This window comes from Pseudoalteromonas sp. OFAV1, assembly GCF_021532595.1.
Classification (GTDB): domain Bacteria; phylum Pseudomonadota; class Gammaproteobacteria; order Enterobacterales; family Alteromonadaceae; genus Pseudoalteromonas; species Pseudoalteromonas lipolytica_C.
Window position 1 is genome coordinate 44,774 of record NZ_JAKGBG010000024.1, and the last position, 21,141, is coordinate 65,914.

The window sequence follows — 21,141 nt, forward strand, 5'->3', positions numbered from 1 at the left end:
ATATCGAAACGAAAAACGCATTAGTATTCAATCTTAAATTTATCAAGCCTGCGATAAAGCGCTTGGCGACTTAGGCCAAAATGGCGAGCCACTTTAGCAATCACACCTTTGTACTCGCGCATGGCAAGTTCAATCTCTTGTTTGTTAGGCTCTGCTCTTGTTTGTGATGGGCTGTTTGTTTCAACTTGTAAGCCAAAATCAGCAAGCTCAATCACCCCTGTGGGTTTTAAAACGCCAGCGCGTTTACAGGCATTTTCAAGCTCACGAACATTACCCGGCCAGCTATGGGCGAGCAGGGCTTTTTCTGTACTAAGCGACAGTGTGCGCTCAGGTAAAAAGTGTGCGACCAAAGCTAAAATATCATCTGGGCGATGGGCAAGGCTTGGTAAATTTAACTCAATAACATTTAAGCGGTAGTAAAGGTCTTCCCGAAATTGACCTGTTTTAATTGCATGGCTTAAATCTTCATTGGTTGCTGAAATCACCCGCACATTCACTTTACGTGTTTGTGTTGAGCCTAAACGTTCAAATTCACCAGTTTGTAAAATGCGTAATAATTTCATTTGCCCAGAAAGTGGTAAGTTACCAATTTCGTCTAAAAATAGGGTGCCACCATCGGCCGCTTCAAAACGACCAATACGCTGTTTTGTAATACCTGTATAGGCGCCCGCTTCGGCACCAAATAACTCAGCCTCAATAAGTTCGCTAGGCAAAGCACCGGCATTAACAGTGATAAAGGGTTTATCTGCTAATAATGAATTGGCCTGTATTATTTGCGCAATGCGTTCTTTACCACTGCCGTTAGGGCCTGTGATCAGCACTGAAATATCCGATTTAGCCACTTGAATCGCAAGATTAACAATGTGCTCCATAGCGGTACTTTTATAAACCAAGCCCACCAAATTTGCTTGTTGCACAGATGCGTCACGCTCTTGCTGGTGGCGGGTAAAGGTTTCGTTTTGCTGTTTTGCTTTACCCAGCTCTATTAGGTTATTTACACAAGTAAGTAGCTTGGCATCGTCCCATGGTTTTGGTAAATAATCAGCAGCCCCTGCTTTGACAAGTTCAACCGCAGTAGAAAGCTCTGTCCATGCGGTGATCAAAATAATCGGTAGGTGAGGATTAATGTCTCGTAAGGCATAAAAAAGTTCCTTGCCTTCTTCGCCGGAAGTGGTGTCGGCGGTAAAGTTCATGTCTTGAATAACAAGCGCTATGCGTTGGTATTGTACGGCCTGAATTGCCTCAAACGGGTTACTTGCTGTAACAACATCAAAACCGTGAATTTCGAGTAATAACGACAATGCATCCAAAATGGCTGGGTTATCATCGACGATAAGTATTTTTTCCATATTATTGTTTTAGTTATTTTCCTAATAAGGGTGCAAGATGAATGCTACACTGTTAATCCAGTGTAGCATAGGTTGGGAGAACTAAATTGTTCGAGTTGCAATGCTCGGTGAGATATTCGCCGCCCGTTTTGCAGGTGCAAGTACCGCTAATAAACTCATAACGAACACTGCCAGCGCTGTAGCAAGCACGTAGCTAATATCAAGCTGAGCTATTGAAAAGTGCTGCATGAGCAACTGGCCTAAATACACGGCAGCAATCACACCAATCACTAAACCAACAACACATATCATGGCGTTTTCAACTAAGAAGTAGCTGATGATGGCTGACTTTCTGGCACCTAAAGCGCGGCGAGTGCCTATTTGCTTAGTACGCTTGCTAATATTGAACAGCGTTAGGCCGAAAATACCTAGGGCTGTCACCAACACTAAAATAGTAATTAGTACAATCAGCATGCGCATCATTAATGTATCTTCAGCCATGTATGACTCTTTATCGTCATCTAAGCCACGAATGCGAGAGATAACGCGTTTGTTGTAGTTTTTTAGCATGGCTTCTTCAACACGGTTCATGACTGATTGACGTTGACCTGGCTCTGTTCTAACTACAAAGCGTGCATTTGTTCCAGGCTTAATAAAAGGCAGCAGTGCTACGTTATCTGGACGGCTGTCTTTAAGCCATGGGCCTTTCATTAGATCAATAACACCAATTATTTTCATTGGAATGTCACCAAAGTAGACTGTTTGGCCTAAACCATTGCCGTCAGGGAACAGCTCATCGAGTAGGGTTTTAGTGACAACGGTTACTTTTGAAAGCTCATCATAGTTATCGGTAACGATCACTTCGTCTTCAGTGTAGTTACGCCCAGCAATGAGTTTAACGCCATAGGTATTAATGCCATGCTCATCGATAAACATGTAAGAAGTACGGGCTGATTTACTCTCTTCAGGTGCTGGTTTTAAGCTAAAATCTGACGAAGAACCACTGCCCGAAAGCGGTGTGTTACTCGAATAAGCAGCATCAACTACCCCAGGTATTTGACGAAGCATGGCTTCATCAAGCTCATATTGCTGAGACGGAGACACATCTTTGCCAAACATCATGACATTAAAAACGAAAATGTCTTGTTCAGGGTAGCCTGTTTCTTGGCTTAAATAGCTAATCCTGTCTTGAATAATAAACGCCGCATTACTAACAATTGCAGTGGTGATGGCAATTTGGATCAGCAATAAAATAGCGCCAACTTTTGAGCGGCATAAGGCGTGAAAGATAGGTTTGATTTCTAACATGGTGTCTTCCTTATTGGCTCTTAAGGTAAATTGCTGGGTTGGTTTTACACACCAGCCAAGCAGGGTACAGACCCGCTATAACACAGGTGCTAATTGCAATCACAGGTGCGCTGAGTAACATGCTCAAGTCCATTGTGGCTAAGCTTTGGTAGTAGCTATAGCTTTGACGTACGCCTAATAACCCCACTTGCGCCAAAATAATTCCGAAGATGCCACCTAAGAAACCTAACATGGCTACCTCAACAATATGTTGAAAGAATATTTGGCGTTTACTGGCACCTAATGCACGGCGTACACCGACCTCAGGAGCGCGACGTAAAAATTTCGCAAGTAACAAGCCTAAGATGTTGGCAAGGCATACCGCTAAAAACATAAAGCTTAGGCCAACCAGAATTTCGTTGTCTTCGCTGACAACATTGTTGTACTTCATCCACTCATTTACATCACGTAGGGTGGCGGTTAATTTTTCACGGTTAAAACGACCTAGCTTCTGTTGTTCTTGCATATAGGCCATTAAAAAGTCTTGGTAAGCTTGCTTTTCTGCAGGTGTTTTTAGTTCAACCCAAAACTGTAACCACACCATTTCTGAATTGAGCTTGTCATTAAAGGTATTGGTTTTTTCGTGCTTCCAACCATTGGTATTACCCCAGTTTTCAAGCTGGCGTGCTTTCATTAGGCTAAATGGTAAAAACAGTTGTTCGGTTTTATTAAATGCACCGTTATTCAAGTCATAGTATTTAGTAGTGATATCCCAATCATCAATCACGCCAATGACTTCGTAACTAGCATCATCGAGGTACACCATTTTGCCTACGGGGTTTTCACCTGCGAATAGTTTGTCGTTTAATTCTTTATTGATAACCACGACAGGTGCTGCATCGGCTTCTTGTTGCGCGCTCCAAACCCCACCATAAATAAACGATAGGTTAAACATATCGAAAAAATCAGGGGTGGTTAGACGGGCTTGACCAATAAAAGGTTTAACTTTATCTGAGTCTAAATAAACCGAAAAACCCGTTCTAACCATAGTGACACGTTTGCCACCAGCTTTGGCCTGGTTAAGATTAACCGCATCTTGATAGGTTAATTGCAGTGGCATGTTATCGACTGTCCACCACGTACGGCCTTCATCCATGGTTTGTAACTGCACAGAATAAAGATCGCTACTTTTTTCAGGAATAGGGTCTGCCGACATCATGTGATACACAGATAAACTTGTCATGGTTACGCCAATACCAATGGCAATAGCCAGCACCATTAAAAAGCTTACTAGTGGCGTGCGCTTAAAGCTGCGCCAGCTTAAATCTAAATAATGAAGGAACATGGTTACACTCCAGCCGCTTTAAGGTTTTGGGTGCCTTGATACAAAGTGAAGTCTGCGAGTTGGCCATCAACAACTTGGATATTACGAGGTGCTCTGCGGGCAAGCTCTGGATCATGGGTTACCATGATGATGGTTGCGCCATCACGGTTGATTTGCTCAAGCAGCTCCATTACCTGACGCGCCATTAGGCTATCTAAATTACCAGTTGGCTCATCGGCGAGTAAAAAGCGTGGTTCACCTGCAAGGGCTCTTGCAATGGCCACACGTTGCTGTTGACCACCAGAAAGTTGTTGCGGTAAGTGTTTAGCGCGTGAGGCTAAACCAACTTGCTCAAGGCATTGTTCAATTCGGCGTTTACGCTCAGCAGCTTTGATACCGCGATAACGCAGTGGTACTTCAATATTTTCATACAAGTTCAAATCTGGAATAAGGTTGAAGCCTTGGAAAATAAAACCAATTTTTTGATTACGGAGATCTGCGCGCTGGTTGTCATTTAATTTACCCACATCAATACCGTCTAGCATGTATTGGCCTTCGCTAAACGGCTCCAACATACCGGCAATGTTTAAAAAGGTGGTTTTACCTGAGCCACTCGGACCCGTTACGGCAATAAATTCACCTTCTTCTACTTGTAGGTTGAAGTCGCGAAGGGCGTGCGTTTGTACCATATCTGTTTGATATACTTTGCTGATGTTGTTCATTGTAAGCATGTTGATTATTCCTTTTATTTGTTAGCGTAAAACCAGTGTGGGTGCTTTTTTAAAGCGATCGTAATTCGAGATAATTAACTTATCGCCAGGCTCTACGCCTTCGATAATCTCGACAGCATTGATACTGCTTGCACCGGTTTTTATATCGATTAAATAAGCCATGTCACCGTCAACTTTATAAGCATGGGTGCCACCTTGTTGTAAGAATGCGCCGCGTTTTACCTGCAATACATTGTCGCGATTCTCTAATAAAATACGTGCGGTTAAGCGTTGGTTTTGGCGAATGCCAGAAATCTCATTGTCAAAGCGTACGCGGGTAGTGACCTCGCGATTATTCACTTCAGGCGAAATAGCCGATAGGGTGCCTGTTACATGACGTGCGCCTAAAGTAAGTTCTACTTGCATACCAAGACCTAGCTCGTTGGCGTAGCTTTCTGGTACTTGCAGTTCTGCTTCAAAGTTACTTAAATCGACCAATGTCATTAACGGTTGGCTTTGTGTTACCGCCTCTTTTTGTTGCACTAATAAGTTACCCACAATGCCGCTTACGCTGGCTGTAATGGTGAGTTCATTTACTTGCCTTAGTAAGTCATCAACAATCAATTGCTGACGCGCCAGATCGCGCTCTGCTGCTTTTAGCTCAAATGCGAGGGTATCTTTAGCTAAGCTGACTTCTTGCTCAGCATGCTTATAAGAAAGCTTGGCACGAGCTAAATCATCAACGGCTTTTTCTAAATCTATTTGGCTGATTAAATGTTTCTCGATAGAGATTTTAGCGCGACGGTTTTCTCTATCTGCGGCATTTAGTTCTACCTGAGCTAAATCGAGTGCTTTGGTAAGGCTCAGCTTTTGCCTGCGCGCTTCAAGTTGCTTGCGTTGTAATTCGCCTTCTAATCGCGCTAATACTGATTGTTGTTGTTTTAATTCGTTGGTTAGCTCAGGGCTGGTAACGGTTGCAATCACTTCATTTACTTCAACGCTATCACCGGCTTTTACTTTTAAATCGACAAAACCACGTTCAGGGCTATAAACCTTTGGCGCATTAGCTGCAACGATTTTACCGCTCGCTGCCACATCTCTGGTGAGCGTCTTTTGGCTCACTTCACTAATTTGTAGGCTTGCTGCATCAACCGAAATGCTGCCATCGTTACTGGCAAACAAAGCTTGAAAGCCAAGCGCACCAACAAGTATTAGACCCGCTGCTAACATAAGTGGTTTTTTTATAGTGTTTTTCTTAGCCACGGTAATATCTTGGGCGCTGGTATCCTTAATCATCATAACTCCTTACGATTCTCAAAACACACAATCATGAAGCCAACGGCAAGCATGGTAAGTGGAGAAGCCATAAACAAACTGATAGTGAACATTTTGAAATCCTCAATTTCGCTGATGTCTTATCTATACTAGTAGCGTGCCAAAATTTAATGTATTGATTTTTAATGCATTTTATTTTGTTTAATGAGTTACTGCCTGTCCGCGGACAGAAAAAGTGTCCGCAGCGGACACTTTTAAATTGCTGTTTGTTGACGCATAGGTAAAGAAACTCAGTCATTGCGACTAAGGTAGTCTGCTCAGATACATAGTTTGTAACTATGCTAAAGCCAAGAGTAAATAATGATGCAACTGTGCTAGGTGAGACCCCATAAAAAGCTGCATTGATATTCATAAGTTGAATAATTATTCATTTGTTGGTGCAGTTTACGTTAACGTAAAGGTGCGGGTTTTTAGATTGGTTTTTTACAAGTTGTTAAATTTGACACCAGTGTCATAAAAAAATAACGGTAAAAATACGTCTAAATGTAAAGAAATTGCTTAGTATTTAATATGTGCCTCCAAGTGAGAAATATTCAAGAATATGAATATGTATTCAAATCTCTATTGACTCATGGAACAATTGGCGATAGTTTTGTTCGTCTGCTAGCACTGTCGCAAAAGACTGAATCGCTAGTCGTTGTAGCAAGGGGAGGGGTCTATGTTATATGACTCAAAATTAGAAAAAGATAATTGTGGCTTTGGCTTAATAGCCCAGGTCAATGGTCAAGCGAGTCATCGCTTGATTCGAACAGCAATCACGGGCTTAGATCGCATGGAACACCGAGGCGGTATTTCTGCAGATGGCAAAACCGGTGATGGCTGTGGTTTATTAATGCAAAAACCCGATAGTTTCTTTCGTGCTATTGCCAGCGAACATGATTGGCATTTAGGTAAGAACTACGCAGTCGGCATGGTATTTTTAAATGCTGATCCTGTACTTGCACAAACAGCTAAAGATGTGCTGAGTGAAGAACTTGAAAAAGAAACCTTGAGTATTCAGGGGTGGCGTGTAGTGCCAACAGATTCATCATGTTTAGGGCCAATTGCAAAAAAACAACTACCGGGCTTTGAACAAATTTTTGTGAGCGCACCAGAAGGCTGGCGTCCAAAAGATTTAGAGCGTCGCTTGTATGTAGCTCGTCGTCGTGCAGAAAAGCGCCTCGAAAACGATGAACATTTTTATATTGCCAGCTTATCTGGTTTAGTTACCGTCTATAAAGGCTTAATGATGCCTGTAGACTTACCTAACTTTTATTTAGATTTAGCTGACATTCGCATGACCAGTGCGATTTGTGTATTCCACCAACGTTTCTCTACTAATACACAACCTCGTTGGCCATTAGCGCAACCATTCCGCTATTTAGCGCATAATGGTGAAATTAATACTATTCAAGGTAACCGCCAGTGGGCTCGTGCCCGTGCGTACAAGTTTGCCTCACCACTTATTCCTGATTTGCAATCAGCAGCGCCTTTTGTGAATGAAAGCGGCTCTGACTCTTCAAGCTTAGATAATATGCTTGAGTTGTTCTTAGCGGGTGGTATGGATTTATTCCGTGCTATGCGTATGCTTGTGCCACCAGCATGGCAAAAGAACCGTGCCATGGATGATGACTTACGTGCATTTTATGACTTCAACTCAATGCACATGGAACCATGGGATGGCCCGGCAGGTATTGTAATGTCTGACGGTCGTTTTGCAGCCTGTAACCTTGACCGTAATGGCTTGCGTCCAGCTCGCTATGTAATCACTCAAGATGGTTTCATTACCCTTGCCTCAGAAGTAGGTATTTGGGACTACGCACCAGACGAAGTGGTTGAGAAAGGCCGTGTTGGCCCTGGTGAGCTATTAGTTATTGATACTCATCAAGGGAAGATTTGGCATTCAGATGAGATTGACCAAGACCTTAAATCACGCCATCCATATAAAGCATGGCTAGAAGCAAACGTTAAGCGTTTAACACCGTTTGAGCAACTCTCAGAGAAAGATGCGGGCAACCGTTCATTTGATGATGAAACTCTGCTTAAGTACCAAAAAATGTTTGGTTACACCAACGAAGAACTTGATAGCGTTATTCGTGTAATGGGCGAAAATGGTCAAGAAGCAACAGGCTCAATGGGTGATGACACGCCATTTGCGGTACTTTCAGAAGGTCATCGTTCACTGTTCGATTACTTCAGACAAAAATTCGCGCAAGTAACCAATCCACCGATTGATCCACTTCGTGAAAATCACGTTATGTCTTTAGCTACTTGTATTGGTAGTGAGCAAAACGTATTTAATGAAACAACAGGCCATGCTAAGCGTTTACAGTTTGATACGCCAATTTTGATGTATGCAGACATGCAACAGCTTATCAATGCTGACGATGAGCATTACAGCTATTGTAAAATTGATATTACTTACACCAAAGAAGAAGGTTTAGAGAAAGCGATCACCCGTATCTGTGATGAAGCGCAAGCAAAAGCAGCGTCGGGCTGTGTCATGCTTATTCTAAGTGACCGTAACTTTAGTGAAACGCACTTGCCTATCCCGGCTGCAATGGCGGTAGGGTCTGTTCAAAAACGTTTAGTTGATAACAACTTACGCTGTGAATCAAATATCATTATTGAATCGGGCAGTGTCCGTGATGCACACCAATTTGCTGTATTACTAGGCTTTGGTGCAACAGCAATTTATCCGTATCTTGCGTATGAATCGTTAGTTGCGATGACTGACAAAAAGATCTTAAACAAGAGCTACTGTGAAGTAACCCTTGCTTATCGTAATGCGATAAATAAAGGTCTATATAAAATCATGTCGAAAATGGGCATTAGTACTGTTGCTTCGTATCGCTGTTCGATGTTATTTGAGGCCGTAGGTTTATCAGATGCAGTTGTAGAAACCTGTTTTAATGGCGTGGCAAGTCGCATCAAAGGGGCTTGTTTTACTGACTTTGATGATGACCAACGCAAACTACATAAGTTGGCTTTTAGTAAACGTAAATTATTAAGCCACGGCGGCTTATTAAAATATGTTCATGGTGGTGAATACCATGCCTATAACCCAGACGTTATCCAAACACTGCAAAAAGCTGTGCGTTCTGGGGAATATAGCGACTATGTAGCCTACGCTGATTTAGTAAATAACCGCCCGATCACCAATTTACGTGACATGTTGGCAGTGAAAATACCTGAAGCTGGGGTGAATATCGATGACGTTGAGCCGGCAACTGAGCTCTACAAGCGTTTTGACTCAGCAGCAATGAGTATTGGTGCGTTATCGCCAGAGGCTCATGAAGCGCTCGCGATTGCAATGAACCGTTTAGGTGGTTGTTCAAACTCAGGCGAAGGTGGTGAAGACAAACTTCGCTACGGCACAGAGAAAAACTCGCGTATTAAGCAAGTTGCATCTGGCCGCTTTGGCGTAACACCGCACTACTTACGTAGCGCTGATGTAATTCAGATTAAAGTGGCGCAAGGTGCAAAACCAGGTGAGGGTGGTCAATTACCGGGTGAAAAAGTAACGCCGTATATTGCAAAATTACGTTACTCAGTGCCAGGTGTGACTTTGATTTCGCCTCCACCGCATCACGATATTTACTCGATTGAAGATTTAGCCCAGCTTATTTTCGATTTAAAACAAGTAAACCCAGATGCACTGATTTCGGTGAAACTTGTTTCTGAGCCGGGTGTAGGTACTATCGCAACTGGCGTAGCAAAAGCGTATGCCGATTTAATCACCATTGCTGGTTATGACGGTGGTACAGGTGCAAGCCCACTTACTTCTGTTAAGTATGCAGGAAGTCCTTGGGAGCTTGGTCTTGCTGAAACCCAGCAAGCGCTAGTAGAAAATGGTTTACGTCATCGTATTCGTCTACAAACTGATGGTGGCCTTAAAACGGGTTTAGATATCATCAAGGCGGCTATTTTAGGTGCTGAAAGCTTTGGCTTTGGTACTGGCCCTATGGTGGCACTTGGTTGTAAGTATCTGCGTATTTGTCACTTAAACAACTGTGCGACCGGTGTTGCAACGCAAGACGATACGCTTCGTCAAAAGCATTATCATGGTCTGCCAGAAATGGCGATGAACTACTTTAAGTTTATTGCCGAAGAAGCGCGCCAAATAATGGCAAGCTTAGGGGTTACTCGATTAACCGATTTAATTGGTCGTTTGGACCTGCTTGAAGCTATTGAAGGCAAAACAGAGAAGCAAAAGAAAGTAGATCTGTCGTCTGTGATTGCTGTGCCTAACAACCCTACGGGTGAAACCTTGTATTGTAGTGCGCCAAATAGCTCGCATTATTTAGGTCAGCTAAATGAAACCTTGCTTGAAAAAGCAAAACAAGCGATTGATGAAAAATCGGGCACCTCATTGGTAAGTCGTATTTGTAATACTGACCGCTCAGTGGGTGCGATGTTATCGGGCTATATTGCCTCTAAACATGGTAACCAAGGTATGGCTGCTGATCCTGTCTCTATTGAGCTTCATGGTACAGCGGGTCAATCATTTGGTGTATGGAATGCTGGTGGCCTTGAAATGACATTAGTAGGCGATGCGAATGACTATGTTGGTAAGGGGATGGCTGGCGGTAAGCTGGTAATTCGTCCACCGCTGGGTTCATCGTTCGAAAGCCACAAAGCGACTATTGCCGGTAATACCTGTTTATATGGTGCTACAGGCGGCAAATTATTTGCGGCAGGTTGTGCTGGTGAGCGTTTTGCAGTTCGTAACTCTGGTGTTCAAGCGGTTGTAGAAGGTGTTGGTGACAACGGCTGTGAATATATGACCGGTGGTGTGGTTTGCGTACTTGGCAAAGTAGGTATCAACTTTGGTGCAGGTATGACAGGTGGTTTTGCTTATATTCTTGATGAAGGCAATGACTTTGAAAAACGCATTAACCCTGAGCTTGTTGAAATTGTCACACTCGAAGGGTTGGCATCACACCAAGAACATTTACGCGGCCTAATTGCTGAGCATTTAGAGCTTACAGGCTCAAACCGCGCTGAGCAGATTTTAGCTAACTTTGATTTATACATTCCAATGTTTAAATTAGTTAAGCCAAAATCTAGTGATGTAAAAAGTTTACTCGGACACCGAGCGCGCAGCAGCGCAGAGCTTCGTGTTCAGGCTCAGTAAGGGGGTAGTATGAGCGAAAATGTATACCAGTTTATCGATGTACAACGTGTTGATCCGCGTAAAAAGCCAATTTCAGCACGTAAACAATCTTTCGTAGAAATCTACGAGCCATTTTCTGAGACACAAGTTAACTCACAGGCGGATCGCTGTTTAGATTGTGGTAATCCGTACTGTGAATGGAAATGCCCAGTACATAACTATATTCCACAATGGTTAAAGCTCATTCGTACTGGCCGTATTTTAGAAGCGGCAGAGCTGTCTCACCGTACAAATAGCTTACCAGAGGTGTGTGGACGAGTTTGTCCACAAGACCGTTTGTGTGAAGGCTCATGTACACTTGAAGAGGAATTCGGTGCTGTTACTATCGGTAATATCGAAAAGTACATCACAGATACAGCCTTTAAGATGGGCTGGAAACCAGATATGTCGTATGTGGTTTGGTCTGACAAAAAAGTAGCAATTATTGGTGCAGGCCCGGCAGGCCTGGGCTGTGCGGATATTTTAGTACGTAACGGTGTAAAACCTGTGGTGTTTGACCGTCATCCAGAAATTGGCGGACTTCTTACGTTTGGTATTCCTTCATTCAAGCTTGAAAAAGAAGTGATGCAAAAGCGTCGTGAAATTTTTACTGAAATGGGTGTCGAGTTTAAGTTAAACACTGAGGTTGGCGTAGATGTTACCCTTGATGAAATACTCGCTGAATATGATGCCGTGTTTTTAGGTGTTGGTACGTATCAAAGTATGCGTGCAGGACTTGAGAATGAAGACGCTGATGGTGTGTTTGATGCACTACCATTCCTAATTGGTAATACCAACCGTGTTATGGGCTATGCCGAAGACAAACAAGCTTATATCGATATGGCTAACGAAAAAGTCGTCGTGTTAGGCGGTGGTGATACAGCAATGGACTGTGTAAGAACCTCTATTCGCCAAGGTGCTACAAAAGTAACTTGTGCTTATCGTCGTGACGAAGAAAACATGCCAGGCTCAAAACGTGAAGTTAAAAATGCCCGTGAAGAGGGTGTTGAATTTACCTTTAACGTTCAACCTAAAGGTATTGTGGTTGACGAACAAGGCAAAGTTGCAGGCGTAAAAATGGTTAAAACTCAGTTGGGTGAACCAGATGAGAATGGCCGTCGTCGTGCCGAAGAAGTGGCCGGTTCTGAACATGTTATTGAAGCAACTAAAGTGCTAATGGCATTTGGTTTTAAACCTCATAAAATGGATTGGTTGGAGCCGTATGGCGTTGAAATTAACCATTGGGGTGGCATTAATGCTCCTGAGCAAGGAGAATTTACTCACCAAACAACGAACCCTAAAATCTTTGCGGGTGGTGATATAGTTCGCGGTTCAGATTTAGTTGTTACAGCTATTTTCGAAGGCCGAAATGCAGCTGAAGGTATAATGGAATATCTTGGCGTATAACTACTTAACTTAATGTACGATTTTGAAAGCAAGCCGATGGCTTGCTTTTTTTATGCTTAATCAAAGCAAAATCATCACCTCAACTAACATTTGATTTGTTGAGAGTAATCCCCGATAAAGAAAATGAAAAATCAGAACCAGCAACGTATAATTGCTCAGTAAAAATGGTTGGATTCTAATTTGTCTTCACAGTTTAGTGCTAGCTCCATATTTGCTCCACATTGTTACGCTTTAATGTTCCAAAGAAGTTTGGATCCAGTATGGACATTTGATGCTAACAACATGGAAAAAAAGAAAATGTTTTGCGAACACATTAATCATGAGCAACTAAACTGTTTTCAACCAAGTTCAAAATCTGAAAATGATTTACTTAATGAGGTTATGAAAAGTGAAGATCTGCACGATATTCTGACTATGGTTTTATTAGACGAAACCTTATCAGACGCGTTTAAAGCGATGGTTAGGAAGCAATTAAAAATAATAAAAAATATGAAACGGAAATAAAAATGTCGCAGATATTAGTCGTTGAAGACGACTTAGATATTGCAGAACAAGTGCTGTTGTTCTTCAATGCATCTGGCTTTACTACTCATCACATTACTGATGGCAGCGCCGTAGTGTCGTGGGTCAAAGAGAATAATCCAGATGCAATAATTCTAGATGTTATGTTACCTAATTTAGATGGCGTGGAGTGCATGAAGCAGATCCGCGCTTTTTCTATGGTACCCATTATTATGGTAACCGCTAAAGTTGAAGAGGCTGATAGGTTAAAAGGGTTAGAGCATGGTGCTGATGATTATGTGTGTAAACCTTTTAGTGGCGCAGAGCTTGTCATGCGTGTTAAGGCTATTTTAAGACGATGTACACTAATATCCCAGCAGCCAACTGAGATGCCTGCTACTATTTGTCTAAACGAAGATGCCTTAGAAGTTGAAATTCAAGGTGTATCGCTCGGTTTAACTAAGGTCGAATTTGACGTGTTTAAGCTTTTATATAAAGCACCAAAACGTGTTTTCTCAAGGCAGCAGATACTTGATCATATTCAACCTAATAACTTTGACATTACCGATCGTGTTATCGATAGCCATATCAAAAACATCCGCAAAAAACTTAAGAATTTAAAGTTCTCTCCTAAGATAGTCGCTTCTGTTTACGGCGCAGGCTATCGTTATGATGAACGTCAAATCAATTGATTTGGCGTTCATCGCTTTCACACCTTATTGCAAACGGTACGTTCACCTTTTCTAACAGAATGGCTAAATACATACACTGATAACTCTCTGGATTGAATATCCTGCCAAATTTGTTTACTAGGAAGTGGGCATAATGCGTAATGTAAATATTGGCTTAGCGCCTCACCTTCAAGAGCAATTGGAGTTGGCGTTTGTACATACACTTGAATTGCATTAGTTGAATATTTAATCTTGTTTAAACGCCAATGACCTAATAAAAACTGTTTTGCAAAAAACTGTGATATACGCTGTTTTGCAGATTCAGACAGTGGAGGGGACGTTACTGGCTTTTCATAGCTTACATAATAAAGCCCAGCACTTAATAGCAAGCTAGCGATAGCAGCACTGAAAGGAAGATGAGACTTTTTGGTTTTTTTAACTTTGTTTTGACGATGTTTACGCTCAACAGACTTAGCCCATTGAGCATGCTTTAATGACTCTGACATGGTTCCATTCCACAGTAGTTTATAGTGCTATTTAAGCAATAAAATGTGGTGAAAAAATGGAGAAGAAAGCGCTTATTTATTACTTAAAGGCAGTAAAATCCTGATACATAAACCACCTGACTTACCCGGTAATGCGCTAATATTACCAGACATTAGTTCTACAAAACTTTGACAGATCGAAAGCCCTAAACCAGAACCTCCTAATGCACGGCTACGAGACTCTTCAACACGATATAAACGGTCGAATAATTTGCCTATATGCGCTTTTCCTACCCCAGGAGAGGTATCATCAACATGAATAAACAACTCTTGGTTGTTTGCTCTTACTTTAAGGCGAACATGGCCAGGGCTGTCTGTGTATAGGCAGGCATTAGTAAAAATATTGTTGAGAATTTGGTCAAGCTTTTGCTTATCTACGGTGATTTCAACTCCTTCAGCAATAACAATGTCAGCTAAAAATGTGAGTTGATGGCTGCAAACATAGCGGCGCATGTCTTGCTCATATTCAGTAAAAATATGTGCTGCATTATATTGTTGAAGATTTAATGTAAGAGTTTTGTTTTCAGCTTGAGATAACTGATATACATCGGATATCAAGTTATTTAGCTGTGCTATCTTGCCATTAATTTTGCTGTAGGCTAGGTCACGGTTTTCTTGAATATCGAGTTCCAGCGCTTCGATATGCAGTTTTAATACACTCAGTGGTGTGCGTAATTCATGGGATATATCTGCAAGCATTTTGTCTTTTTCAATCAAGCTATATTGATATAGCTTTGCTTTAAATAGAGCTTTTCGATGCTTAAAGTAATACAGCACTAAGGCAAGCGTACTGAACAATAAAACAATGCCGGCTGATAACAGCCATATCTGTTTTTCTAATCGCTGATTATTCATTTGAGCTGTAGCGAGTTTGTTTTTTTGTATCTCATCATCAATGCGCTGCTGTTGCTCGATTGCGGTTAATTGTTTTTTGTTCTTTTCAACAGCTTGATTTAAATGCTCTTCAAACAACGACTCGGCAAGTGTGTTTTTAAGTTTTAGCTGCTCAGCTGCTAGTTTGTAATCACCGATAAGTTCAGCATAAATCGCGGTATAACCGTGCTGTTTTTGATTCAATAAGCGGTTATCAATATCAGCGAGTAGTTCTTTTGTGTTACTTAAATAAAGGTTAATCAATATAGGGTTTTTTAGTGCTAGATGTAGTTCGATTAAATTAAAGTAAGAGTAAATTTTGCTTAATGTCGAGCCAGACTTAAGCGCAGCATTTAACCCTGATTCAGCACTACTGAGCGCCATATGTTGGTTGTCTATTTTTAAATACAATTGCATTAGCGTATGTTTCGCGGTAGCCATATTCTCATAGGCGTTGACGTCGGCTAAACGGGTATAGGCGTTATTTAATAAGGGGAGCGCCTGCTCTAAGTCACCTCGTTTATACACTAACTTGGCAAGTTGTAAGCTGGTGTCTGCAATATTCATTTGGTTTTTGGTTTTAATATCAAACTCAAGCGCTTTTTTATAGAAGTACTCAGATTGAGAAAGGTCATCAAGTCTTTGAGCAAGGTTTGCTAAGTTATAAAAGTTAGTGGCAACCAGTTCATAATTATCGCTGTTTTCTAACAAGCCCTGTGCTTTTACTTGATGGTGCATTGATTGTTCAAGATCATTAAGTGTGTCGTATAGCGAACCTAAATTGCTATGGCTTTGTGCTTGTAGATTTTTGTCTTCAAGTTCGTTTGCAAGCGCTAAGGCTGCCATGTAGTGCTTCTTTGCTTCAATTGTTTTTACTTGGCGGCGGTAGTTGATCCCCAACTCTTTTTGGATCTGGTATTGATCCTCTTTACTCAAATTAGCAATTTTTTGTAATGGCAGTAACAGTTCAATCGCCTCGTTGTAATGACCTTTTTTACGTAAAAGTGGCGCTTGAGCCATGGCAACATCATAGGTTGATGAAGTGCTATTATGATCTTTGTATTGCTCAAGAATTGTGAGGGCTTCACTGATTTTTCCTTGGTTTTCAAGGTCAGTGACTTGATTTAATAGAGAACTTGGCAGTGTGGTTGCTACACTCGCGCATGACAAAAAATAAATAGCGATAAGTAAAGAGTATTTCATTAGAGGTTAGAATGGGCTAAATGTGTACGCATACTAACGAGAAAATGTGTAGAAATTATGGAGTTATTAGTTAACGTTTTTCGCTATTTTATATTGTTTAGTGAAAAAGGATTGCTAATAATCTGTTTAAACCTTACATGTTATTATTTTTCACCTTTTTGTCTCATTATCAAAAATTTCTGATTGTTTTCAGATATCTGAAGCCTAAAATCAAGCTGAATATAATTTATACACAATTGGCATAATAATAAATAATTTATTTATCATTTTTGCTAGTAATAAAGTTTTGATTAATTCTCAGGCGAAAATACAATGAAAAAATCTATTTTATCTATATTGGTAGCATGTGGGGTACTTGCATCACATGCCTCGGCAAATAACTGCACGGGCGAGTTATATGGTATTAACTCTGGTCGAGGTCATTTAGGTTTCGTTTTTTCAATAGATGAACAAGCGCAAAGCGCAGCTGTTCATTCAAAAGCTGCGTTTTCATCTGCAGCGATAGCATTTGATAGCACAAGAAACCGACTTTATTATGTAGCAGCTCCACGACCGCTTTCATATAAGTTAGATGTAAGTGAATTTAATTTAGCGAGCCATGAACTTGCTGACCTGCCGATACAAAGTGAAAAGTATAAATATACTCGTATTGCTTATGTAGATATGGATACAAAAGAACACACCGTTCTTAATCGATCTAATCCGATGACACGTTTAGCGTATGATCCAAATCGCGATGTTATTTATGGCTCAAAAGGCAGTAAACTTTATGTTATTTCTCCTGAGTCAGGTGAGACGCAGTTCCTAGGTAATATGACTGGCTATGGCAATAGCTCAGATATTCTTCGCGGCGATATGGTTGTAAAAAACGGTGAAGTGTATTTGGTTTCTGCAACCAGTATCTTTTCATTGGATCTTTCTACACTTGAATTATCGAAAAAGTCTGAACATGGTTTAACAACAGTAACAGGTGCTGCGCTAGACCAAAATGGAGAGTTATTAATTTCACGAGAAGTTATTAATGATCAAGGTAATTATAACATTACGAAGTTGTATAAAGCGTCGATTGAAACGGGCAAAACCTGCGCAATGGGTACATACCCAATGCGAATTAATGATTTAGCGTTAAACACACTTAAGCCAGTCGCGTGTTATAGCCAGCCAACTTGTAGTATTGGTGCTCAGCCACTAGTTATCACCAGTATTGATAAAAATAGAAAGGCAACTTGGCAAAACTATACTTTAAATGCCTATTTATTTGATAAACCAATAGCAAAACTGACTAGTTCAGCAAACTTTGGTGAAGATGGTATTGTTAATAAAACGGTTTCAATAAATCATGACTTTGCTGCTGCAAACTCAATTACTGAAGCTGCTATTGATGATTACAATACAGATATCTTTTTTATGGGAAGTTTTCCTGACACCGATTTTACAGATGCTGAACTTGCAGAGCTTTACAATTGGTCAAAAAAATCTGGCAATGTAACTATTATTGCGGCTGATTCTGATATGCCGAATGAAAAAGTCTATGCCAAATGGGGTTATACAGTTACTCGTAATGGTTATGTAGATGGGCCAAATACTCAAAACCCTGATGGTGTTAATACTTAAGCTCAACAAGCTATTTTCGCTGGTCCATTTGGTGGTGTAACGAGTTTCTATCAAGCGGGTGGTGCTAAAGGATATTTTTCTGAAATGCCTGCAGGTACGCAAGTATTAGCAGTTAATCAAGATGGCTTGCCAACGATAGTAAAAGACTCAGCTACTGGTGATATTTTATTGTCTGATAGCGGTATTGTTAACTCTCAAGACAAAGCTGAAAATTACACCTCAGGTACAGGTGTGTCTAGCATGGCAGACCGCTTATTCTTAAACTTAATTAACTACGCTAGTGATATAGATTAATTCGCTTCATTTTAACCATCGTGAAGTAAACTACTTTACGATGGTTAATTATATGAAAACTTAATTTTATTAATTATTTAAACGTTTAATATTATAGCTCCTCAATTTATTTTTTCTCTCCTTCTCTATTTTGTATTTTTACTTAATATTAATGTTTTTCTTTTTTAGTTTTTAATCATCTGTTTTTATTGTTCTCTCTAAAAATAAGGGTTTTCCTATTGTGTTGTAATGATTTAAAAGTAAATATTCTACTTTGTAGTATTTAAATAAAAAATTAACATTTATTACCTTTCTTATTTTCAATTAGTAGTAAATAAGGTTTGGTTTTATTTTTCAGGTGAATATAAAATGAAAAAGTCTATTTTTTCGATAATGACACTTTGCAGCGCTCTCTCGTCAGGTGCCTATGCAAACATGTGTACTGGCGAGCTGTATGGTATTAACTCTGGCCGAGGTCATTTAGGTGTTGTGTTTTCGCTTGATGAGCAAGCAAAAACGGCAGCAATTCACTCAAAAGCGAAGTTTTCTTCAGCGGCAATGGCATTCGATAGTACTCGTAATCGTCTATATTATGTGTCAGCACCACGGGCTTTAACTTATAAGTTAGACCCAAGTTCATTGAATTTATCTGATGATGAATTGAAAGACTTACCGATTAAAGGCGAAAAGTATAAATACACTAAATTAGCCTACGTTGATATGCAGACAAATACGCACACAGAAGTTGCCCGAACAAGTCCAATGACACGTTTAGCGTATGATCCAGACCGTGATGTTATTTATGGCTCTAAAGGGAGTAAGTTCTATATTATTTATCCTGATTCTGGCGAGACCCAGTTTGTAGGTAATATGACTGGCTATGGTAATAGCTCAGATATATTACGCGGTGATATGGTTGTTAAAAATGGGGAAGTGTACTTAGTTTCTGCAACCAGTATTTTCTCATTAGATCTCTCTACACTTGAACTATCGAAAAAGTCAGAACATGGTTTAACTACTGTAACAGGCGCTGCGCTTGATCAAAATGGTGAGCTGCTTATTTCTCGTGAAGTGATTAACGATCAAGGTAATTACAACGTAACTAAGTTATATAAGGCATCTATAGACACGGGTAAAACATGTGAAGTAGCCTCCTATCCAATGCGCATAAATGATTTAGCAGTTAATACACTAAAACCAGTTGCTTGTTATGCTGAGCCAATTTGTAGCGTAGAATCAGAGTCAATCGTTATCACGAGTATCGATCAAGCCAGACAAGCTACGTGGGCTGGTTATACGCTTAATGGTTGGTTAATGGAGTGGTCTTTAGAAAAACTAACAAGCGCAGCAAATTTTGGTGAAAATGGTGTAATTAATAAACCAATTTCAATAAATCATGACTTTGCAGCGTCAAATTCAATTACCGAACAAGCACTAGATAATTACAATACAGATATCTTTTTTATAGGTAGCTTCAGATTGAGTAATTTCACTGATGCAGAACTTAATGAAGCATATAATTGGTCACTAAAAAAGGGTAATGTCGCAATTATCGCAGGTGATGCTGATTACCCTGAAGAGAAGATTTATCCAAAATGGGGCTATAGGGTAACAGCCAATGGTTATGTGGATGGGCCAAGTAAACCAAACCCTGATGGTGTAGGTTCTCAAGAACAACAAAGAATTTTTGAAGGACCATTTGGAGAGGTAACTGAGTTTTATCAGGCTGGAAGTGCAAGAGGTTATTTTTCTCAGATGCCAGCTGGAGCACAAATTTTAGCTGTAAATCAACAAGGCTTACCAACTATTGTAAAAGACCCTGCAACAGGCGATATTATCTTGGCTGATAGCGGTATGCTTACACTTCAACATAAAGCAGAAAACATCACTCAAGGCCCTACGGTTACCAGTATGGCAGACCGACTACTAATGAATCTGTTTAACTATGCCAGTGAAATAGACTAACTATTTGCTGGTTATGCAAAAATCGCGAAGCTTTAAGTGCTTCGCGATTTTTAATATAAAATTATTCACCAGCAACCAGTTAAGGTGTTTTTCACTCTATTGGTGTGCTGTTTAACTAATAAATAATTAACTCCCACCAATAATACATGGCAGCTTGCAAGCACAATTATCCATGGTGAAATACTTTGTGCTAAAAGACTGACCGTTACCAAGCTCATTAGCATCAAAAGCAATGACGAATTTAATGCAGTTTGTAATAACTGCTTAAAGCGTAAATGTTTCCAACGACTCCAAACAATCAGTAAAAATGCGGTAGTGGGGAGTATAAATAATATACATTCAATTAACGTAACGAATAACTGAGCGCTTTGAGAAGGCGGAGCAGCTGTTGCACCTTGTGAATGGTTAGAGCTTAAGGCAACCAATCCAAGCACCACAGTGAAAAACATATTTTTAATATTCATTCATAAACTCTAAACTAATAAATCTTTAGCAGCTAAACACCCAAGCATTCAAATTAGGCATGCGCGTTTATAAGCTCTTTGGCATTCGCTCTTGCCATTTTACTGATGTTGTCACCTGCGAGTAGTCGGGCGATTTCATCAATACGGCCATCTTTAGACAGTTTACTCATTTGCGTAAATGTTTCGCCGTTTGCAATTTCTTTGGCCACAAAAAATTGTTGATGCCCAGAGCTTGCTACTTGCGGCAAGTGAGTTACACAAATAACTTGTGTCGATTTACCGAGTTGGCGTAAAAGTTTACCAACGGCTGAAGCGGTTGGGCCAGAAATACCCACATCGACTTCATCGAAAATTAGTGTTGGCGTTGTAACACGTTGAGCAATAATAACCTGAATCGCTAAACTAATACGTGATAGTTCACCACCCGAGGCCACCTTAGAAAGTGCTTGCATTGGTTGACCTGGGTTAGTTGATACTAAAAACGAAACCATATCAAAGCCCATTGAG

Annotated in this window: 15 protein-coding genes and 1 pseudogene; 7 read left to right on the forward strand and 9 right to left on the reverse strand. The window is 40.5% G+C overall.

The annotated features are described in order from the left end of the window. Positions 1-20: 20 nt before the first annotated feature. From L1267_RS14000 to L1267_RS14020, 5 genes are all read right to left on the reverse strand, one after another. Positions 21-1,349: a sigma-54-dependent transcriptional regulator gene (locus tag L1267_RS14000; protein WP_235383193.1), complete on the reverse strand. Its 1,329-nt coding sequence runs from the start codon at positions 1,347-1,349 to the stop codon at positions 21-23. Positions 1,350-1,430: 81 nt separating this feature from the next. Then, on the reverse strand, positions 1,431-2,636 hold the full coding sequence (locus L1267_RS14005) for an ABC transporter permease (protein ID WP_235383194.1): 1,206 nt from the start codon (positions 2,634-2,636) through the stop codon (positions 1,431-1,433). Between the two features lie 10 nt (positions 2,637-2,646). After that, positions 2,647-3,960 carry an ABC transporter permease gene (locus L1267_RS14010; protein WP_062564569.1) on the reverse strand — a complete coding sequence of 438 codons (1,314 nt, stop codon included), beginning with the start codon at positions 3,958-3,960 and terminating at the stop codon, positions 2,647-2,649. A gap of 2 nt (positions 3,961-3,962) precedes the next feature. After that, complete coding sequence (locus tag L1267_RS14015) at positions 3,963-4,670, reverse strand: ABC transporter ATP-binding protein (RefSeq protein ID WP_054551528.1); 708 nt, start codon at positions 4,668-4,670, stop codon at positions 3,963-3,965. A gap of 21 nt (positions 4,671-4,691) precedes the next feature. Next, entirely contained in the window at positions 4,692-5,945 is a 1,254-nt protein-coding gene (locus L1267_RS14020) for an efflux RND transporter periplasmic adaptor subunit (RefSeq protein ID WP_235383204.1), read from the reverse strand. A 697-nt stretch (positions 5,946-6,642) separates the two neighbouring features. Here L1267_RS14020 and gltB point away from each other — a divergent pair. From gltB to L1267_RS14040, 4 genes are all read left to right on the forward strand, one after another. After that, positions 6,643-11,100 carry a glutamate synthase large subunit gene (gene gltB / locus L1267_RS14025; protein ID WP_235383195.1) on the forward strand — a complete coding sequence of 1,486 codons (4,458 nt, stop codon included), beginning with the start codon at positions 6,643-6,645 and terminating at the stop codon, positions 11,098-11,100. A 9-nt stretch (positions 11,101-11,109) separates the two neighbouring features. Next, the gene (locus L1267_RS14030) at positions 11,110-12,525 is read left to right on the forward strand and encodes an FAD-dependent oxidoreductase (RefSeq protein WP_135924238.1); all 1,416 of its coding nucleotides are present in this window, start codon (positions 11,110-11,112) and stop codon (positions 12,523-12,525) included. Between the two features lie 234 nt (positions 12,526-12,759). After that, positions 12,760-13,029 carry a hypothetical protein gene (locus tag L1267_RS14035; RefSeq protein ID WP_235383196.1) on the forward strand — a complete coding sequence of 90 codons (270 nt, stop codon included), beginning with the start codon at positions 12,760-12,762 and terminating at the stop codon, positions 13,027-13,029. 2 nt (positions 13,030-13,031) lie between these two features. Next, complete coding sequence (locus L1267_RS14040) at positions 13,032-13,718, forward strand: response regulator (RefSeq protein WP_235383197.1); 687 nt, start codon at positions 13,032-13,034, stop codon at positions 13,716-13,718. Between the two features lie 17 nt (positions 13,719-13,735). Here the strand turns inward: L1267_RS14040 and L1267_RS14045 are convergent, their stop codons facing one another. Both L1267_RS14045 and L1267_RS14050 read right to left on the reverse strand, forming a co-directional pair. Further along, positions 13,736-14,203, reverse strand: coding sequence for a hypothetical protein (locus tag L1267_RS14045; RefSeq protein ID WP_235383198.1), 468 nt, complete (start codon positions 14,201-14,203; stop codon positions 13,736-13,738). 72 nt (positions 14,204-14,275) lie between these two features. Continuing rightward, positions 14,276-16,318: an ATP-binding protein gene (locus tag L1267_RS14050; RefSeq protein ID WP_235383199.1), complete on the reverse strand. Its 2,043-nt coding sequence runs from the start codon at positions 16,316-16,318 to the stop codon at positions 14,276-14,278. A 312-nt stretch (positions 16,319-16,630) separates the two neighbouring features. Between L1267_RS14050 and L1267_RS14055 the strand changes: the two genes are divergently transcribed. From L1267_RS14055 to L1267_RS14065, 3 genes are all read left to right on the forward strand, one after another. Continuing rightward, the gene (locus L1267_RS14055) at positions 16,631-17,932 is read left to right on the forward strand and encodes a hypothetical protein (RefSeq protein WP_235383200.1); all 1,302 of its coding nucleotides are present in this window, start codon (positions 16,631-16,633) and stop codon (positions 17,930-17,932) included. A gap of 84 nt (positions 17,933-18,016) precedes the next feature. Continuing rightward, positions 18,017-18,226 (forward strand): hypothetical protein, encoded by a 210-nt coding sequence (locus L1267_RS14060; protein WP_235383201.1) that lies wholly within the window; start codon positions 18,017-18,019, stop codon positions 18,224-18,226. Positions 18,227-18,574: 348 nt separating this feature from the next. After that, positions 18,575-20,170, forward strand: coding sequence for a hypothetical protein (locus tag L1267_RS14065; protein WP_135924243.1), 1,596 nt, complete (start codon positions 18,575-18,577; stop codon positions 20,168-20,170). A 65-nt stretch (positions 20,171-20,235) separates the two neighbouring features. On the opposite strand, the gene L1267_RS14070 is transcribed toward L1267_RS14065, so the two are convergent. Both L1267_RS14070 and L1267_RS14075 read right to left on the reverse strand, forming a co-directional pair. Beyond that, positions 20,236-20,634, reverse strand: a complete 399-nt coding sequence (locus L1267_RS14070) for a hypothetical protein (RefSeq protein ID WP_235383202.1) — start codon at positions 20,632-20,634, stop codon at positions 20,236-20,238. A 53-nt stretch (positions 20,635-20,687) separates the two neighbouring features. Continuing rightward, positions 20,688-21,141 (reverse strand): annotated as a pseudogene (locus L1267_RS14075) (DNA repair protein RecN); the annotation flags it as partial.